The sequence below is a fragment of the Pseudomonas sp. Tof1 genome, from assembly GCF_055390395.1.
On record NZ_AP024344.1, the window covers coordinates 2915492 to 2933633 of the forward strand.

Annotated in this window: 7 protein-coding genes; all 7 read right to left on the reverse strand. The window is 67.0% G+C overall.

What is annotated here, in order from left to right:
* Positions 1–63: 63 nt before the first annotated feature.
* A complete protein-coding gene (locus ACZ5KU_RS13535; RefSeq protein WP_464737308.1) occupies positions 64–3681 on the reverse strand; it encodes a hypothetical protein in 3618 nt (1205 codons plus the stop codon).
* A gap of 17 nt (positions 3682–3698) precedes the next feature.
* Complete coding sequence (locus ACZ5KU_RS13540) at positions 3699–4634, reverse strand: hypothetical protein (protein WP_464737309.1); 936 nt, start codon at positions 4632–4634, stop codon at positions 3699–3701.
* The gene (locus ACZ5KU_RS13545; protein WP_464737406.1) at positions 4621–7404 is read right to left on the reverse strand and encodes a dermonecrotic toxin domain-containing protein; all 2784 of its coding nucleotides are present in this window, start codon (positions 7402–7404) and stop codon (positions 4621–4623) included. The genes ACZ5KU_RS13540 and ACZ5KU_RS13545 overlap by 14 nt, the downstream gene beginning before the upstream one ends.
* Positions 7323–8876, reverse strand: a complete 1554-nt coding sequence (locus ACZ5KU_RS13550) for a dermonecrotic toxin domain-containing protein (RefSeq protein WP_464737310.1) — start codon at positions 8874–8876, stop codon at positions 7323–7325. Before ACZ5KU_RS13550 ends, ACZ5KU_RS13545 begins: the two co-directional genes overlap by 82 nt.
* A 119-nt stretch (positions 8877–8995) precedes the next feature.
* Complete coding sequence (locus ACZ5KU_RS13555; RefSeq protein WP_464737311.1) at positions 8996–11347, reverse strand: NEL-type E3 ubiquitin ligase domain-containing protein; 2352 nt, start codon at positions 11345–11347, stop codon at positions 8996–8998.
* Positions 11344–14211 carry a dermonecrotic toxin domain-containing protein gene (locus tag ACZ5KU_RS13560; protein WP_464737312.1) on the reverse strand — a complete coding sequence of 956 codons (2868 nt, stop codon included), beginning with the start codon at positions 14209–14211 and terminating at the stop codon, positions 11344–11346. The genes ACZ5KU_RS13555 and ACZ5KU_RS13560 overlap by 4 nt, the downstream gene beginning before the upstream one ends.
* Before the next feature lie 82 nt (positions 14212–14293).
* Complete coding sequence (locus ACZ5KU_RS13565) at positions 14294–18142, reverse strand: dermonecrotic toxin domain-containing protein (protein ID WP_464737313.1); 3849 nt, start codon at positions 18140–18142, stop codon at positions 14294–14296.

Genomic DNA, 18142 nt, shown 5'->3' on the forward strand with positions numbered 1-18142 from the left:
GGGTAGGTGCCCCGCCGCCAGGGCCTGCGGTAACTGTGCATGGCGCCGTCCGGGGGGCGTACCTCAGATTTCCAGCGGCTCGGTCAAGGCCTCCCGGATGGCCCGCTCCAGGTCGCCGAGGGTGGAAAAGGCCCTGTCGCTCACCGCCGACCAATTGGGGTCGCTGTTGACCACGAACAGCTTGCCGGCTTCGCTGACGAGGGGGACCCTTTTCGTTTGTGCCTCGTGCAAGGCCCGGTAGAAAACCGCGATCGGCGCGCCTTGCGGGGAGCGTTCGACCTCGTAGCTGGCGGCGGCCAGGGCGGGGGTGGAGACCAGGGTGATATTTTCCGTCGCCGCCGTTTGCCTGAACCCGCCGAACCGCCGTTGCAGGTCCTGCTCGAGCTCATCGAAGCTGGCATAGCGCTTGTCCAGCATATCCGGCCACCATTGCTCCTTGACGTACCACTGGCCCGCGTCCTTGAGTACGGGGGTTCTCTTGAGCTTGAAGAACGACCAGTTGAGGATCGCAACCGGGTCTCCGGTCGCGGAGGTTTCGACCACGTAGTTACGATGCCGCAGGCGTCTCCAGAAACTGGAAGTCCTTTCGACCAGGGTCGAGGCATTTTGCAGTCGTTGCCGCAGTTGTGGCTCGTCCAGGGCCTTGAGGATGTTGATCTTGCGGCTGTTGCTGAACAGGTAGATGGCCGAGCTGGGGAGCGGGAGGGTATCGGTATCGATGCACTGGACGATGAGGCGGAATTTCTCCACGGTAATGCTCTGGTCCTCCAGGCACTCGAGGAAGGTGTCCAGCTTCCTCTGGCTCAAGGGCAGGTGCTGCAGGTCGAATTCGTGGGAGTCGAAGAGAATCTCCGCACGCTCGCGGAGGTCGGGATAACGTTCGTCGATCACCGTCCGCACGGTGTCGCGCACCGTGGCCCGCTCGGAGAGGAGCAGGCGCAACTGCCGGGCGGTCAAGCCGTATTTGAACAGGATGCGGCGTGTGTAGCTGGCCAGCCTGAGGCTCTGCCGGTGGCCGACGAGGAAGGTGAGGTCATCGGCACTGCTGGGCGGCACCAGGATCTTGTCGAACAGCGCCCGGGTGCTGGCCTCCTCATCCAGGTGCAGCGTCGGGTGTGGTGGGCGGGTGAACTGCTGTCTGATTTCATCGAGCATTTCATTCGGCAGCGGGTGGTCGATGTCCTGCAGGGGGAGCCGGGAGGCGTCGTCGCGGACCATGCGGCGGATGGCTTGCCAGTCGGTGTAGCTCTGGGCCGGGCCCCAGAAACCATGGGGGTTCGCTCGTTCCCGGGTGTAGATGGCCTTGAATTCGGCCAGTGATTGCTCATGGCTCAGCCAGGTTTCCAGGTTGACCACCTCAGCGGCGAAGGCTTGTTGGCGCTGAGTCTTGGAAAGCGCGAACAGCACCGTGTCACTGGCCGCAGACTCGTCCGCGGGGGCGGCGGGGTGCATCTCGATGCTCACCTCGGTTTCGCTGACCGAGGTGTAGCACAGTTTTCCAAGGCAATGCCCGCCCCCCTGGAGCCCGCGCAGCCTTTGCCACCTGCCACTGCCATTATGCACCTGGAACAGCGGGCTTTCGCTGTGCGGGTCGATGACCGTGCGCTGTTCCGGGCCGAGCAGGCTGCTTCGGCTTTGAAAGACCTGCTCCTTCACCCGGATATACGACTTGCCCGCCAGTTCGAGCACCGAGCCGTCATCCTTGACCTGTGCCACCACCGTCGTTTCGGTGACGACCACGGACGGGAGGGCGGGTGGCGGTGGCCGCGTGTCGGGCTCGACGCCGGTTTCCCGGTCCTCGACCGCGGATTCGACCCCGACGAGGTCGAGGGTTTCGGCCTCCAGGCTGAAACGCCACTCGCTGCCCTGTGGGTTCGCCTTCCAGCCGAACCCGGGGCTGCCGGTGTCTTCCAGGGGGGTGGTGCCGGCGACGATCGCCGGCACCTCATGGGCCAACTGCAGGGTCGAGATCAGGATGGCGACACTGCCGCCCAGGCGTTCCTGGGCACTCATGCCGGCATTGAGCTCATGGACGCCGAACACCAGGTTGCCGATGTTGCCGACCACGGGAATGTAGCCGAAGGTGCTGGCCCAGATCTTTTGCGCCGTGCGCCAGTGGCGCTGGGTACTGCTGAACAGCTGGGTCTGGCTGCGGGCCTGGGCGTTCCTGGCGTTGAGCTGGGTATACAGGCTGGCGATGGTGTCGAAGGGCGCATACTTCAAGCGGTATCCGGCGGTCGCCGACCCCGTGTAGTTGAAGGCCTGCCGCACCGGGAAACTGCCCTGGAACACTGGGCGCTCCAGTTGCGCGGAAGGGTTGTCGATCAGCGTGTCGAGCAGGTTAGGCGCGCTGGGCCAGTGCGCATCCCGCCCGCCCTGGGCGTCGCAGCTGTTGAAGCGTTGCAGCAGCGTGCCCTTGTGGTTTCGGGCCCAGTGCGCGAACGCCGGGTCGCCGTTGATGGCGCTGATGGTGACGTTGCGCAGGTCGAGCATCAGCCCGCGATTGGGGCGGTGGACCTGGTCATACGGCTGGTAGGGAATGAAGGCATAGCCTTCCAGCGGATAACCATAGAGATTGGGAATGATCACCTGCCCGTTGTAATCCAGTGTGCGGATCACGGCTTTCTGCGTGGCGGTGGAGGTTTTCCCGAACAGGACGAGGTCCCGGCGCAGGCTCGCCAGCATGGCCTTGACCTGATACGCATCGGCCTCCCCGGAACGCCTGGCCTGGGCGTCCGTCACGTCGTCGAGGGCGGCCAGCACGTCCTCCTGCCAGTGGTCCCTCAGGCCCTGGCCGAGCGATTCCAGGTCCCTGACCCGCTGCCGGTCCTGTTCCGACCTGAACTGCTCGTACTGGAAGTTCAGCACGCTGCCGCTGTTGTCCGGGGCGTCGTGCTGGTGCAGGCCGGCGGCGATCTCCCAGGCGGCGTAGGTGCGCTCGTAGCGGCTGGAGGTGCGTTCCTCGTTGGCGAGGGTGCGGGTGGCGCTGGTGTAGATGATGGGAATCCTTTCCTGGGGATCGAGGCTGGCGGCGAGCAGCCCGGCGCTGATATAGCCCTCGGGCCGGGTGAAGGGCTGGTGGGTCATGAAGTGGCTGTTTCTCTGCGCTTCACTGCCTCTTTCCGTGTTGGCCAGGCTGGTACGCACGCGGGTGGCGTAGGCGTCCAGGCGCCGTTCGCGTTCGGCCAGGGTCAGGCCCGGGGTGGGCGGTTGCGCGGTGAGGCTGCCGTGGATGATGTCGGCCTGGACTTGTCGGATATCCGGCGTGAGCCCGATGGGCGTCGACGGGTGCTCCGAGGCGAAGTGCCGTGACAGCAGGGTGACGAAGGCCTGGACCCTGGGGTTGTTCTCGACCCCGGGACTGTCGTCGAGTGCCGAGTGGACAATGCTCTGCACCAGCGCCGCAGCCTTCTGGCTGTTCACCTCGCCAGGGCTCAGCCAGGACCACAACAACTGCGAAGGGCTCAGGTTGGCGAGGCTGTCCTGCGAGAACGTCCGATGGGGCAGCGCCGATTGCAGGAACTTCAGCGTCAGTTCGGCGATGCTGGTGCCATCGGCCTTGAAGGCCGGGCTGGGGAGAAGGTTGTCGCCCGGCGGGAGCTCGATGACGTGGCTCTCAAAGGCCGAGCTGACAGCGGACAGCTCCGCTGCCAGGGTAGTGCTGCGGTTCTCGTGGTTCATGTAGGCGGCTTCGTGGTTCAGTTTGACGGGTTGGAGCGGGGCTCTTCCAGGGGCTGAAACTCCACCGGCCGGCCCAGGTGGGTGATCAGCAGGGCCAGGGAGTCGGCGTTGTTGAGAATCACATCGGTGCGCTTGCCCGCGTCGGAGTAAAAGACCCGCCGGGCGCTGTCCAGGTCGCGGGTGCCGGTGAGGCTCAATGCCCGCTGCCTGAGGTCGCCTTCCACATCGTTCCAGCGCAGCTCGTAATCATCGAGGGTCTTGAACAGCTCGTTGCCCGGTGTGGTGGCGGACAAGGCATTCTGTTGCAGTTCTTCGAGCACCAGGTGGCGAAGCCGTCCATCGGGTGTGCTGGTATCGATCAGGTCGACGAACGGACGGCTGGGGTCCAGGTAGGCGAAGTCCAGGGTTTGGAGGGTCATGTGGCTGATTTCGTGCAACAGCACCGTGGCCATGTGGTGCCCATAGGCGTCGAAGGTGCGCGGGCGTATGGGCAGGTACACCTCCAGGCCTGGCTCGAAGAAACGTTCGGTCAGGTAGATGTTCCCACCCCTTTCCCGCCTCACGGTAAAGGCCTGGTTGCCGTGATCCGGCTGCCGTCCCGAGCCGACGATGTAGCGGGACGAGTGCTGCGGGTTGAGCGAGGGCTTGAGCAATTCGTCGAGCATGACGCCCATGCGGATCTTGAGTTTGCGGATGATGTCGTTGTCGACCTGGGCAACGCCGAGGCATTTTTCGATGAAGCGGCGACGCTTGGTGTCCAGCCGCTGGCCGTTGAACAGCCGGTCCACGTTGTACAGGGCGTTGTTGAGGTATGCCACGGCTTGGCGATGGGCATGGGCGAGCATGCGGGCGCGGTTGGGATAGAGTTGCCGGATGTCGTGGATGCCGACGGCCTCCACCCGCAGTTCTTCGCGGATCGCCCATTGGCCGATGCAATGATCAAGCATTTTCATGGTGAGCCTCCTTGAGGCAGCGGTCGGCCAGGTCGAATGACCACTGTCGCCGAGAGTCCTGGCGCAGCCAGGGGCCCTGGCCGCTGTCGGTGACGATGCGCCAGCGCTGTTGTTCCTGGCGTACCCGGAAGACCCGACCGCCGATCGCCACGAAGGTCTGCTGGCTGGCCGGGTCGGTGTAGAGGTCGCCGGCGCTGTTCGGGGTCATGTGCTGCAGGGCGACGCGCTGGGCCTGCAGGCCCAGGAGCATGGCCTTCTGCCCGGGTGTCAGGCGCTGGTCGCCCCAGGCCTGGCTGGGGAAGGGCGATTCGGCGGGGGCGCTGGCGGGGGGCTGCGCGGCACCGCCGAGGTCGGACTGGACCCAGCCGCGGCGCGCCATCGCCAGCTTGGCCAGGGTCATGGCGAACGCCTCGATGGCCTCGCTCCAGCGACCTTGCCAGGCTTTCTGCCCGGCGTCCCTGAGTTGCGAGAGCGACTGCCAGACCAGCCACGGCAGGCGCAGCCGGCCCAGCAGGTGGGTCGCACCCTGTTGCAGTTCACCCTTGAGCCAGGACAGCGCCTTGTTCCAGAGCGAGCCCCGGCCTGCCAGGTACTGGCAACCGAGCAGGTGCTTGAACAGGCCGGTCATGTCCTGGTACAGCCGATGGAACAGATTGCCGCGCTCGGGGTGGTCGCCGAGCGTCAGGGCGCCCTTGAACGCCTGCTGCGCGTAGTGCGCGTAGCGTGCCAGGGGCAGCCGTTCCAGGACTTGCTGCTGCAGGCTGGTGGAGCGCCCGAGGTCGCCGAGCAGCGCCGCTTCGCTGGGGTATTCCTGGAACACCGGTCGATCGCCCTGGGGGCAGAACAGGACACGCGGGCCCGGCTGGCTGGCGTGCGGACCGATCAGGTAGAACCCGGCCACCGGGTCGGCCGGCGTCTGCGCGCCACTTTGCAGTTGCAGTGGCTTGAGTTCGATGTGCTGCCCATCGAGCGGCAGGCGCGCGACACCGTCCGGCATGGCCAGCAGGTGCTTGATGTAGGCGTGGGCCTTTTCCGAGAGGGTGTTGCGCAGCCGTTGCACGAAGGCGTGCAGCAGGCCCTGCCAGAAGCTGTGCCGGCTGAACGCCGGACGGCGATGGGCATTGTGCAGCACGTCGGGCGACAGATGCGATTCGAGCAGTGCGGCGTAGTGCTGGCCGATGTCCGCCTCCTGCACCAGGGCCTTGATCCGCTCGTCGGTCAACGTGCCGGGCAGGCTGCCTGCGTCGCTGCTGAGGCTGATCGCGCGCGGCCTGATGTCGTCGACATGGCGCAGGGCGAATTCGCTCAACGGTTCGCTGAGCGGCAGCGCCGCCTCGCGCGGAGTCAGCCAGACGGTGATCCGCTGCGGGTCCAGGCCGGCCTGGGGAAAGTCCCGCGCCAGCAGGCTCTTGAGCTTGGTGCGGGCGGTCTCGCGGATATCGGGAATGCCCTGGTGGTAATCATCGGTGGTCGCGGCGTCCTGGCGATAGCGGTCGAGCAGGGCGGCCAGGGCGAACTGCTGGCTGTCGCCGGCGCTCCTGAGCCAGGGCGGCAGCGCCAGGTGGGTGGCGCTGTTCTGCGCCGCTTGCAGCGCCCGTTCGAGCATGGGCACGGTGGCGTGGCTGTCCAGGCAGCTTTGCAGGTGCTGGTGCAGGTTGTCGCCCTTGTAATCCGAGGTGACGGCATGGCTCAGGTCGGCCAGCGCCTTGTCGGTCAGTGAGTTGTAGCGATTGTTCTGCAGGCCGTTGTGGATCAGTTCGAAGCCCAGGCTCGGGTAGGCTCGGCGGTTGCCGCGCTGCGGCGTGACGATGGGCAAATGCGGGGGCCGTTGCTCTTGCGTGGTGTTTTCCAGCAGGGACAGGCGCTCCACCGGGTCATGCAGGCGCCGTTGCAACTCGTTGTCGGCGCTGTGCAGCGAGTCGAAGGCTTCGGCGCCCTGGGCCGGAGTCCAGAGCAGGGTTCTGCCGGAGTGCTCCTGGTCCAGGCCGCCGTGGGCGGTGAGCAGGAAGCAGTTGTGCAGCCTGATCGGCGCGGCTGCGGTGTCGGGTCTGTAGGTGAGGGCGAAGGCGTCCGGGATGAACCCGTGCAGGCCCGGGCGCTCGTCGCGGCGATGGCTGTCGAGCAGGTTGTCGAGCAGGTCCAGGTCGCCGGCGTTGAGGGCGCCGCGCATTTCCTTGAGTTGCACTTCCTGGCGCAAGCCACTGCGGATCGCCTCGTGCAGGGTGCCGGACAGCTCGCCATAGAGCGAGCGTTGCCGGCGCAGGTACTGGCCGAGCAGGTCCGGCAGCAGGGTGGCGACGATCCGGTTGAACGGTTCGATCTCCAGGTTGGTCACCCGTGACCAGCCGCCGTCGGCGGTTTTGCTGAACAGGCCGCTGGTGGTCTGGTCGGGTTCGCCGCTGCCGTCGGTCAGGCGTTCGAGCACATGGTCCACCACGCTCCGCGACGTCAGCGGGGGCAGGCTGGGGTCGCCGACCTCGGGCAGTGCCGAGGCGTAGTGGTTGAGGTAGAGGTTGTCGGGCGAGAGATTGTGCAGTTTCGCCTGCTTCAGCGCGCTGGACAGCTCGCCGCGGATGAAGTCCTTGAGTGACGGACGTTTTTGCAGGCCCTCGCTGAGCCGGGCCTTGAGCTGTTCCAGGGTCGCCAGTTGGTGCCGGGCGGTCTCCAGGGTTGGCCGCAGGGTCTTGATCAGCGGCTGTGACGCCGGTTTTTCGCTGGGTGACAGATCCAGCCGATGGCTCCAGCGCGGGCCCGTGGCCAGGGCCGGCAGCCGGGGGAGATCAGGCCGCGGATATCCAGTGCGCTGTCGAAGGCCGCCGGCAGCACCAGGGCGCCGTCGCTGTCGCGATAGCGCTTGAGCACGTAGCTGACATTGTCCAGCAGCTTGCTGATGACGCGGCTGAACAGCGTATCGAAAATCGACAGGGAACTGGCGATCAGCGCGACGCCGGTGAGGGACGCGCTCTGGAGTTCGGCGCGTTCGCGCAGCGACAGGCCCAGGTGCCAGTCTGGGTCTTGCCCGGGCTGCTGTAGTTGCGTCCTCACCGATTCCAGCAGCGCCGCCTGGCTGTCGAAGGCCTGCAGCCGATCGGCTCCATACAGCAGGTATTCGGCGGAGCGGCGGCCCAGGTTGTGGACCACGAAGGCGTTGGCCAGCGGGTACGAGCCGGCGCTGGACTGGACCATCAGGGTGTACAGCGCCACGGCGCCGAGCCGGGAGCGGTCCAGCGGATAGAGGGCGCTCAGCACCGGGTAGTCGTCGGCGGCGATTTCATTCAGGTCCTGTTCCCGGTGCAGCAGCTCGGCACGAAAACGGCTGCCCAGGGCGTCGACGAACAAGTGCCGGCGCGGCTGGCCGATAGCCAGCGGAGCGTCCCAGAAGGCGTTGAGCCGGTTTTGCAGATGGCCTGGCAACTGGCTGGCGAGGGTGAGCAGGGTGTTTTCCCAGACCGCGGTGTCCGCTGCCTGCGCGGTGTAGCCGGGGGCGAGGAACTCGTGGACCTGGTCGCCGGGCCACGGGCCGTGGTTGTAGCGCTCCAGCAGGGTCTCGGTCAGGGAGTGGGTCGAGAGGGCGCGCAGCGGCAGCCCGCTGGTCGATTCCGCCGTGCTGGGGGCCTGGTGGCTGATCACCCGCAGGGCCTTCAGGTTGGCCTGGGGAAAGCGCTTGCCCAGGGTGCTGTCGAACAACTGATTGAGCAGGGACTTGAGGCTGGGCAGTTCCAGCAGTTCGTCCTGCAGGTCTTTGAGGGTGATGTCGAGGTAGGTGTTGATGGCCTGGCGCCGGTCATCCAGGACGATGCCATGGATCGGGCGGGTGATCAGCGCCGGCAGTGGCTCCAGGCCGATGGCGTTGCGGATGTGCAGCGGGACGAAGCGCAGCAGTTCATCGCGCTGGGCCGGGACGGCCAGGCGTTCGCGTACTTTGGCCAGGGCCAGGTCGCGGGAGCCGAAGCGTTCCAGGCCGAATGCCGGGGTGCAGAGGAACACCGCGTGGCCGGCGGCGCCGCTGGCCAGGAAGCTGCCGGCCAGGTCCGCCGTGGTCGCGCCTTGGGCGACGATGAGCAGCTTGTCGACGTACATCGGCTCATCGAGCGCCTCGCGGGCGTCCTGGTTCGCCAGGTACAGGTTGCTCAGCCAATTGCGCTCGGCGCTGCCGATGGACAGCGCCTGTTCTTCGGCGCTGAGGGTGCTGCGCAACTCCGCGGCCTGGGACAGCAGGTAAAAGGGAGGTTGATCGGGCATGTAGGGTACCTTGATGGGGGGAGCGGCCCCGCCGCGCGGAGGCGGGGCGGGGCCGCTGGAGTGCCGGCCACGCTACCGCGACCGGCGCGGGCGGGGCGGTAGATAGTGCTGGCGCTGGCTCACAGCCCGTGCTGTTGGCGCAGTTGCTCGGTCAACTGCGCCAATGCCCGCTGGTAGGTCCTGGCGATACGTTCGGCGTGGCTTTTGTAGGCACTGTCGCTCATGGCCCGGAGGAACGCTTCGGTCTGGGTCAGGCCCAGGGTCCGCGCCGACTGGCTGATGGTCTGTTGCAGTGCGTTCTTGCGTGCCAGGTCCAGGGCATCGCCGGTGAACCATTCGCGTTGGGCGTCCAGCAGGTCATCGAGCGCGCCGATCATGTCGTCGCGTTGCTCCCTGGGTTCCTTGAGCCGGGTCTGGCCGTAGCGCTCCAGCAGGTATTCTTCCCAGAACGGCTGCTCCAGCAGGCGCCTGGCCGCTTCGCCGGGCAGGCGCTCTTCGGCCAGGATGGCCCGACTGGCCTGTTCCAGTGTCGCCCGGTCGACGTTCGCCTCCTGGCTGTAGAGCATGCTCCCGGCCTGCCAGGGCAGGTCCAGCCGGTCGGCCAGGCCGATGCGGAAGGCCAGGTGGATTTCCGCTTCATGCACGGCTTCCTGGCTGTTGCGGCGCGCCTCGATCACCTGGCGGGCCCGCTGCTTGACCTGGGCCAGGCGGGCCTTGCCGCGCGCCAGCCGCAACAACGGCTCTTCGCGCTGTTCGAGGGGCAGGGCCCGGGCCTCGTGCAGCAGCACTTCCAGGCCCATGTCGTCGAAGGTCACGGTCATGCCGTCTTCACAGGTATCGGCCTCGATCATGCTGCCGCTGGTGTCGACCGCGCGGTTGGCCATGAGGTACAGCCGGTGGCGCAGGCTGCTGTCCTGCTCGGCGGCCTTGACCATGCGCCAGACCCGATCGAGCAGTTGCGGGCGGTGGGCGCCGTGGCCCTGGAGGTAGTCGGCGGAGTTTCGCAGGTCGGCCAGCACCTTGAAGAAGGCTTCGGAGGCCTCGATATCGTCGCTGGCCAGGCGCAGCCAGGTGTCGCGCCGCAGTTCGTGCTCGGCGGTGTCCGGGCCCGGCAGCCAGGGCGCGCTGTCACGCGGCACCGGCGAGGCGCTGCCCCAGCGGTTGTGGTGCTGGCTGGCCTGGGAGTGCGGGCGCGAGTTGTTGCTCGACTCGGAAAGGTCGTCACTCTCGGGCAGCACTTCCAGACCCAGGTCGATGCCGGTCTGCTGGCGGTAGCGGGCGATGCGTCGATGCAGGTCGGCGGGGATCAGGTTGGCGTCGAGGTTGATCGACAGGTTGAGTTGCTGGCGGGCGGCGCTCAGGCCGAAGACTTCGTCGGGGACCTGGCTGATGCGGTTGTCCCGCAGGTCGAGGCGGCGCAGATCGGGCAAGCGGTCATAGCCCTGTGGGATCTCGCGCAGGCCGGTATTGCGCAGGTTCACGAAGCGCAGGGCGGCCAGCGGGCGCAGATCGGGCAGGCTGCCCAGGTCCGGGTTGTTTTCCAGGTTGAGGGTTTGCAGGTGGCGCAACGGGCTCAGGGGGCTCGTGCCGGCGGCGGGGATGACCAGTTGGTTGTTTCTCAGCTCCAGGTGCGTCAGCCGGCTCATGTGCGCCAGGGCCGCCGGCAGGCGCGTGAGCAGGTTGCCCGAGAGGTTCAGCCGCAGCAGGTTGGGGAACGCCTCCAGAAACCGCTCCAGCGACGGCGAGTTCTGCAGCGTGATCGAGCGCAGGTGCAATTCGGCGACATGCACGAAGCGCCCGGACAGCAGCGGCAGGCTGTCCAGCGGGTAGCCGGTGAGGGTGAGTTCATGGCCGGGCACGCGCGTGCCCTGGTGGTCGAGGACGATCGGGTCGCCTTCGTGGTCGATGGCGCGATCGGTCTCGTGGCGCCAGCAGCGCTTGAGCTGGACGGCGAAACGCAGTTTGCCGTTGCCCTCGGTGCCCTGGGGCTCGCCGACCCAGGCCTCCAGCTCGTTTTCCAGGGTGCGGTATTCGCCTTGCAGGGCCCGCAGCCGGCCGATCGCCGCGCCCTGGCCGAGGTCGCGCAGGCCGTGCAGGGTTTCCACCTGCGCCAGCGACAGGTTCGGGTACAGCTCGCGGGCCAGCCGGCTGACGAGGGATGTGCCCGGACCGTTGCCCGCGCCGCGGCCGCTCAGCACGTAGCCGACCCGGCCATCGGCCAGGCGCAGTGGCGAACGCCAGCGTGGCCTGATGGGCGGCAGCGACAGGTGCCGCGCCAGTTCCGCGCGGGGCAGCGGCGGCAGGGCGCGCAGTGCCTGTTTCAGTTGCGCGCCCTGGCCGACATGGGGAAAACCCAGTGCCTGGCGCTGGGTATCGGGCAGGGCGTGCAGCACACTGGCGTACAGGTCGTCGGCACCGTGCAGTTCCTGGCCCTGATCGTCATGGGCCTCGTAGCGTTCGCCGTTTCTCACCAGTACCTTGCGGATCGGCGCCGTCTCGGGCCGAGGCTGTCGAGCAGGGGGCCGGCGAAGAAGCGGTCCCGTACCTCCAGGCGGACCTGGCTGGACCAGCCCGGCAACTTGCCGAGCATCCGCAGCACCAGGCGATGCCCCTCGGCCTGGCTCACCGAATCGAGATACAGCGGCTCGTACAGGCGCGCCAGGCGCACGTTGCGCAACAGGTAGCGGGCCTCCTCGGCCAGGCGCAGCGGTACCCGGCCGGCGGCCAGGCGTTTGCTTTCGTTGCCGTCGGCGGCGCGGGCCAGCTCCTCGGCCAGGCGGTCCGGCAGGCCGGGGAAATCGCGCTGCAACAGGGCGGCCCCCGGTTCGCCACGGCTGGCGGCCGTGCGGTGGCGGTAGTGGGATTCGAACAGGTCCTGGCGGCGCTTGAGCGCAGCCCCGGCCAGGCGTCGGCGCAGGGCCGCGACCCTGGCCGCCAGGCTGGTGCTGCCCTGGCCGAACTCCTCGCGCAGCAACAGGCGGATTTCGCTGTCGTCGAGCGGGTCCAGCACCTGGCGGAGCAGGTCATCGGCCTCCAGCTGTGGCCAGCTCACCTCGATCCGCGGTACCTGGGCGTCGATGCCCGCCGGGTATTCCTGAAGCGTGCGCCCGGCATCGTCGAGCAGCCGCAGGACCCGGGTGGCCGGCCAGACCGGGTCGCTGGTCAGCAGTTGCAGCTCCATGTGCAGTTCGTCGAGGGTACCGCCCGAATTGCCGCCGTTCTCCAGGCGTTGCAGCAGGTGCGCCAGCTCGCGGTCGAGGGAGAAGCGGGTCACGCTGTCGCTGAGCAGCGCGGGGGTTCGCCCGTGGTTGTGATGCAGGGCGCGCAGCACGTCGTTGTCGACGCCGCTGATGTGCAGGACACGCTGCGCGGCGCTGGCGTCGAGGCGCGCGGCCTCGGGGCCGAGGCGCTGGAACAGGCGGGCGTCGGACCAGCCCAGGGGCCGTTCGAAGGCGTGGCGCCAGGCGCCGGCGCCATTGCTGTGGAATTCGGGGGCGTAGGGGTGCAGCAGTTCCTCGGCGCGGCCATGGCGGGCACGATAGCGTCCGGCCCTGCGCGGGTCGGCGTGCAACTGGTAGTAGCCGTCGTCCAGCGGCAGATAGTGATGGTCCAGGTACTCGTGCAACCCCAGCCGATCCGGCTGGGAGCGGGCCGGCAGTTGCAGCGGGTGCCGATAGGGGCCGAGGTCGGGTTTCCACAGCCGGGTGATGCCCTGGCGCAGGCTGACCGGGATCAGCCCGTCGACGAAGGCCGAGCTGTCCAGATGCGGCAGTACCACGCCGGCGCTGCCGATGAAGGCCAGGTTCATCGCCACGCCGAGCAGTTGGGCCCAGGCCTGGCGGGTTTCCCCGGCCTCCCAGGCCTCGATGCCGGCGTAGACCTCATGCAGCAGGCGGGTGCCCATGGCCAGCAGCATCACCTGGCCGACGCCGGGGATGAACACCAGCAGGTTGAGCAGGTCCATGGCCGCGTCGGCGAAGCCGAGGAAACGCGCGATACGTGCCTGGCGATCCTCGTCGTCGGTGGGCACCGCCAGGGCCCGGGCGTCGCCGAGCAGGCGCTCGATCCTGGATTCGCACTGCTCCCGGAGCAGGGTCGGCAGCGAGGGTCGGCTGTCCGTCGGCAGGTACAGTTCGATCAGGTCCAGCCCCACGCGCCGTTCGGGATCGACGGTGTAGTCGTCCCACAGCTCATGGCGATCGCCGGGGTCCAGGCGTTTTTTCAGCGCGCTGAAGAACGCCGGTTGTTCACGCAACGCAATGAACCGGGCGAAGAAACGCCGGAACCGGGCGCTGTGCAGGCGCGTGCGCAGGTCGATCATGAAGTCCGTGCTGGAATCGTAGTGGCGCAGCGGATGCAGGTCGTCGTTGGGCAGATAGACCAGGCAGCGCCGCGGTGACGGGCCGGCGTCGGGGCGCAGGAACAGGACTTCGTCGAGGTCGACGCCGAGCATCCGCAGGCGCGCGGGCTGCACCGGGTGGCCGCCCAGGCGCAGGTCCGTGCCGTCGGCCAGCCAGTGCGTGAGCATCTGGTAGGCATCGTCCGGGATGTGCGCCTGCATTCGCGCCAGGTGCACCGCCTCGGCCAGTTGGTTGTGCAGGTGAGTGGTCCAGGTCTGGCGGACCTGGGCCTTTTGCGTGGCATCGGCCGGGTTGAGTACCGCGTGCAGGTGTTCCTGGTAGCGTTGCCCCAGGTCGAGCTGGCGGCACAGCGTGGCGAACTGCTCGGGGCGCAGGGACAGTGCGCGCTCCCGGTCGTAGGCGGCGATCCGCACCTGCTCGGTGCTGTGGTCGCGGGTGATGAACTCGTCGCCTTCGGTGGGCGGCTTGGCCGCTTCGTCGGCGGTGAAGTTATGCAGCGCCGCCTCCAGCAGCGTGACATCCCAGTACCAGCCACTGACCTTGGGGTCGCCGGCGGAGAAGTCGAGCAGCCCGCCCAGCCTGGCCGGACGCGGCGTTTGCAGGCGGCGCACGAAATAGGTGTCGCGCACATCCAGTTCCAGTCCGAAGGTCTGCCGGATCGCCAGTTGCAGCAGCGGCGCGGCGAAGGCTGCCAGCGGGGTGATCTGGCCGAGCAGGCTTTCGAACGGGTGCTGGCTGGCGCAGCGCGCCAGTTGGCTGGCCTCGAAGGCGCCACGCAGGCTGGCGTCGGCCTGGCTGTACCAGGCCGGGGTGGTGGGGGGGATGTCGAGCAGCGGCTTGAGGCAGGCCGAATGCCGTTGCTTGAGCGGCGCCGGCAGGCGGCTGGCGATGAACGCCTGGTGGCGGCTCAACTGGGGGGCAGGGGAGGCGGCACCAGGGGTGGCGCCGCTCGTAAGGCTTGCAGTGGTGGTCATTTGGGGTGGCCCCGATTGGTGGTTCGAAGGGGCAGGGTAGGCGCGGTACCTCCATGGGTTGCGGTAGCTATTGCAGTGCTCGTCAGCGGGTGGACTCGGCACTGTTCAGGGTCTGGATCTGCTCGTGACTGTAGCCGTGGTTCAGGCGCAGTTCCTCGTCGGCCTTGACGACCCGGGAGGTGAACAGCGCCGTGATGAAGTAGCGGTCCTTCTCGATACAGCCGTCATGGGTGCGGATGTCGACGGGAAAGGCCATGGCTTGGACGTTGTAACCGCTCCTGGCCTGCCTGACGGGCACGCCGTCCTCGTATTCGAAGATCGTGTTGATCCGCGACAGGATGTTGTCTGCGGTCAGGCACGGCAGGGCCGTCTGCAGCCGACCGTCGCGCAGGCGCATCAATTCCAGCGAGCGGTCCACCTCGACCCAGGTGGCAAAAGGGTCGCGACGATGGTGGCAGAGCAGCAACGGAATCAGCATGCCGCCGTAGACGCCGAGCAACTCGCCACTGGCCAGGTCGCGGCGGGCTGCGACGCGGAAGCGGCCAACCAGATGCTGCTCGTGGGCGGACAGCATGTGCCACGGCTGGAAGCGCCGGATGCGCAGTTTGCTCTCGTAAAGCCGTGCCACCTCCACGCCCTGACCGAGGTAGGCAAGCAGTTGTTGCGCCCGTGCCAGGGTCTGGGGGGCATCCTCGGCGTTGGAATAATGCAGCCGGGTGATGGTCATGGGCCTGCCTTCCAGGTCCCGCAGCGGGTAGCGGGCGTTGTCGACACGGTCATAGGTCAACGGCGAATTCGCACAGGAATGGTAGGATTTGGCGGTTTGCAGGCGCACGCGTTGGGCCTGGGTGAACATCTTCTTTTGCAGGCGTTCGTCGCGGGTGTCGTTGTCCGCCGGTACTGGCAGGCTGTCGGGCTGTGCCAGCAGTCGCGGCAACTGGTCCGGATGATGAAGGGTCCACCTGGGGTCGGTTTTGCTTCTGCGCTGCAACAGCGGCTGGTAGAAACCGTAGGGGTTGCTGGCGTTCAGCAGTCGCCAGCCCTCGGGCGTCCAGGTCACCGGGTAGTAGCGATAACGTTCGAGAATGTAGTGCCGATGGTCATGGTTGGCGAGCGGGTGACGGTTGAGGTTCCAGTAGATCCCGTCGTCACGCAATTGCAGGCCGGACACCAGGCGGCCGGGGACGGCGAACTGCACCGGCAGGGGCGCGGCGGAGGCGCTGATGGGCGGTGCCAGGAAGTGCTGCAGGTTGCGCACCGCGGGAGCCTGGCCGCGCAGCCTGGCGGCCTGCCCGAACAAGGCCTGTTTCAGATCGGCGGTACTCCTGTCCTCTTCCAGGCTGATCTGGTGGTGTTGGCTCACCTTCCTCTGGGCCGGGGTCGGCAGCACCTGCCACAGGGCATTGTAGAAGTCGGCCGTGCTCGAGAGTGTCCTGCCCTGTCGGTCCTGGATCTCGTAAAAGGCGCCCTTTTTCAGCAGCCGCCGGTGGTTCAGGCTGGTGATCGCTCCGATGCCCGACGCAGGTTGGCACGGCCTGGCTTCGTCGTCCACGAACTCAAGACGCATATCCTCTGGCCAACCCGCCAATGTTTCCAGCAGGGAAAAGGCCAGGCGTTCACTGTGTTGGGCATGCGGCCAGTCCGGATGCAGCCCCTCGAATGCCCGTGATACCTGCACCTGCTCCAGGGCCCGGTTGATTTCCCTGTTCAGGTTCGGCAGCGCCGTTTCGGTCGGTGCCAGGACCTGCCGGGTAAAATCCAGATCCTCCAGGAAGCTCAAGGGCAGTTTGGGGTGTTCTTCACGCAGATGCCGCTGTGTGGTGGCGCTGGGGTGATCCAACTGCTGGTACAGGTGCTCGAGCAGATCGGGCAGCCAGTACGCTTCATCGACGTCGACCCAGCGCGAGCCCTTGGGGTACTGGATGAACTTGCGCGAGTTCTGCTTCCTGAACCGCAACTGTGTGCCGGCCGGCACGTCGGACAGCAGTTTCTCCAGGTATGAGCGGATGGCCGAACAGAGTGTGGAGCAGGCATTGTCGCGGGGTTGATCGAGGTTGAAACCCTCGATTTCCTTCAGGATCCACAGGCGCTTGAGGCTGTCGAGCAGCAGCGGCGGGGTGCGGCGGTGGTGTTTGTGAAGTTGTCGCAGGATGTGCAGGTTGGTGTTGCCCAGAGGCAGCAGGGCATCGGCCAGTGGGCGCGGCAACTGGGCTGCCAGCGGGGACAGGCGTGCGATCAGCCTGGCGTCGGACCATTGCCTGACGTCCTCGTGTATCGTGCGCCAGGCACCGACGCCGTTGTGCCGCAGCGGGGGCGAGTAGATCTCCGGCTGGGTCTGGCCGAGGATGTGCCAGTGGCCGTGATGTCCGTCGTAGCGGACCTCGTAATACGATTCGTCCAGCAGCAGATAGTGCTTGCCCGCCACTTCATGAAGCCCCAGGGCGTTGGTCTGCCATTGGCCTTCGGGCAGGCGCAGGGCCACCCGGTAGTGGCTTGGGTCGGGCTTCCAGAGGCGCGTCCCGCCCTTGGCGCGAACAGGGATCAGTTCGGGCAGTGAGCGGCCCTCGGTGTGCATCGGTTGCGTCACCTGGCCGCTCGCCTGGGCCTCGACGATATTGAGCAGATGGAGGGCGGCCGCCAGCCGCTCGGCCTTGCCCCAGGTGTGGAGGTCCTGAAAGATGGCGTTCGTACCGAGCATCTCCGGTGGGGCCGCCAGCGTTCGCTTGAACCGGGGGATGCGGTCCTTGAGGCTGGACAGCAGGTCCAGGCCGGCCAGCTTGAACTCATCGAGCAGTTCTTCACGCCGCTCGGCGTTGACGTCTTTGGCCGACGGCGCCAGCCTGCCGAGGTCGCTCATCAGGTGCAGCAGCCGCAATCGGTGGGTTTCCTCGAACACATCCTCTTCGATCCAGCCGGACAGGCTGACGAGCTGGGTGTCCGGTGCGCTGGAACTCTGCATGGCTTTTTTCAGCTTGGCCAGCAGCAGCGGCTCCTGGTGATCGAGCGGCAGGAGCTGGCCCAACTGCTGTCGCAGGTTTGCCGAATTGAGTTGCGCCATCAGCGCGACCTGGAACATCTTCAGGGAGCTGTACTCCCTGACCGGGTAGGTGGGGTGCCCGGCGAAATAGACCGCGCAGCGCCCCTGGTCATTGTCAGGGTCGGCCGCGAAGTGGATGAGACCGGGAAGGATCTGCCCCAGCAGTTTGACCCGGTGGCAACGCAGGCGTCTGCCGTAGGTGGCGTCGTAGTGCAACAGGAACACCTTGAGCGCCTGGAGGCTTTCCTGGGTGAGGTTGCCACTCAGGTAAGCCATCTGCAGTTCGGCCTGGAAGCAGTTGCGCTGATGCCTGATGAATACCTGATGCTTGCTCCCCGAGCCCAGCGGCTCGTTCGCCGGGTTGGTGTCGTCGAGCACCTGGATGAGGTGTTGCAGGTACTTGTGGCCCAGGTCGAGTTGTCGGCAACGTTGGGCGAACTCCTCGGGCAGCAGCTCGCTCCGAAGGCCCTGGGCCTTGCCTGTGAGGTAAATGGTCGAACCCTTGCCAAACGCACTGCGGCGGGTTTCCCAGTCTTCGAAGTTGTAGAGGGCCGCCTCGAGCAGACTGTGCTCGGGGCTGCTGTCGTAGATGGCCTGCCAGAGGAACGTGTCGCGTTGCCAGCGCTTGTCCAGGGTGGCCCGTTGCATGTCGCGCAATTGCGGATGACTGGCCTTGAGCTCCAGTTCGAGGATGGGCTCGGCAAAGCTGTCCAGGCTTTTGAGGGGGTCGAGGAGGCTGCTGGCCCTGGCGGCGGACCGGTGCGCGGTCGCCAGGGCTTCGCGCAGCTCGGCGCGCTGCTCGGAGTGGGTGTCCTTCAACCAGCGTGGCAGGCGGTTCAGGATGAAGCGCGCGTGAGGCAGGTCGAGGACGGGGGGCAGAGGTGTACGCGGCAT

Coding starts and splice junctions, on each gene's coding strand:
- ACZ5KU_RS13535 (WP_464737308.1), bottom strand. CDS start 3,681: ATGAACCACGAGAACCGCAGCACTACCCTGGCAGCGGAGCTGTCCGCT.
- ACZ5KU_RS13540 (WP_464737309.1), bottom strand. CDS start 4,634: ATGAAAATGCTTGATCATTGCATCGGCCAATGGGCGATCCGCGAAGAA.
- ACZ5KU_RS13550 (WP_464737310.1), bottom strand. CDS start 8,876: ATGCCCGATCAACCTCCCTTTTACCTGCTGTCCCAGGCCGCGGAGTTG.
- ACZ5KU_RS13560 (WP_464737312.1), bottom strand. CDS start 14,211: ATGACCACCACTGCAAGCCTTACGAGCGGCGCCACCCCTGGTGCCGCC.
- ACZ5KU_RS13565 (WP_464737313.1), bottom strand. CDS start 18,142: ATGCCGCGTACACCTCTGCCCCCCGTCCTCGACCTGCCTCACGCGCGC.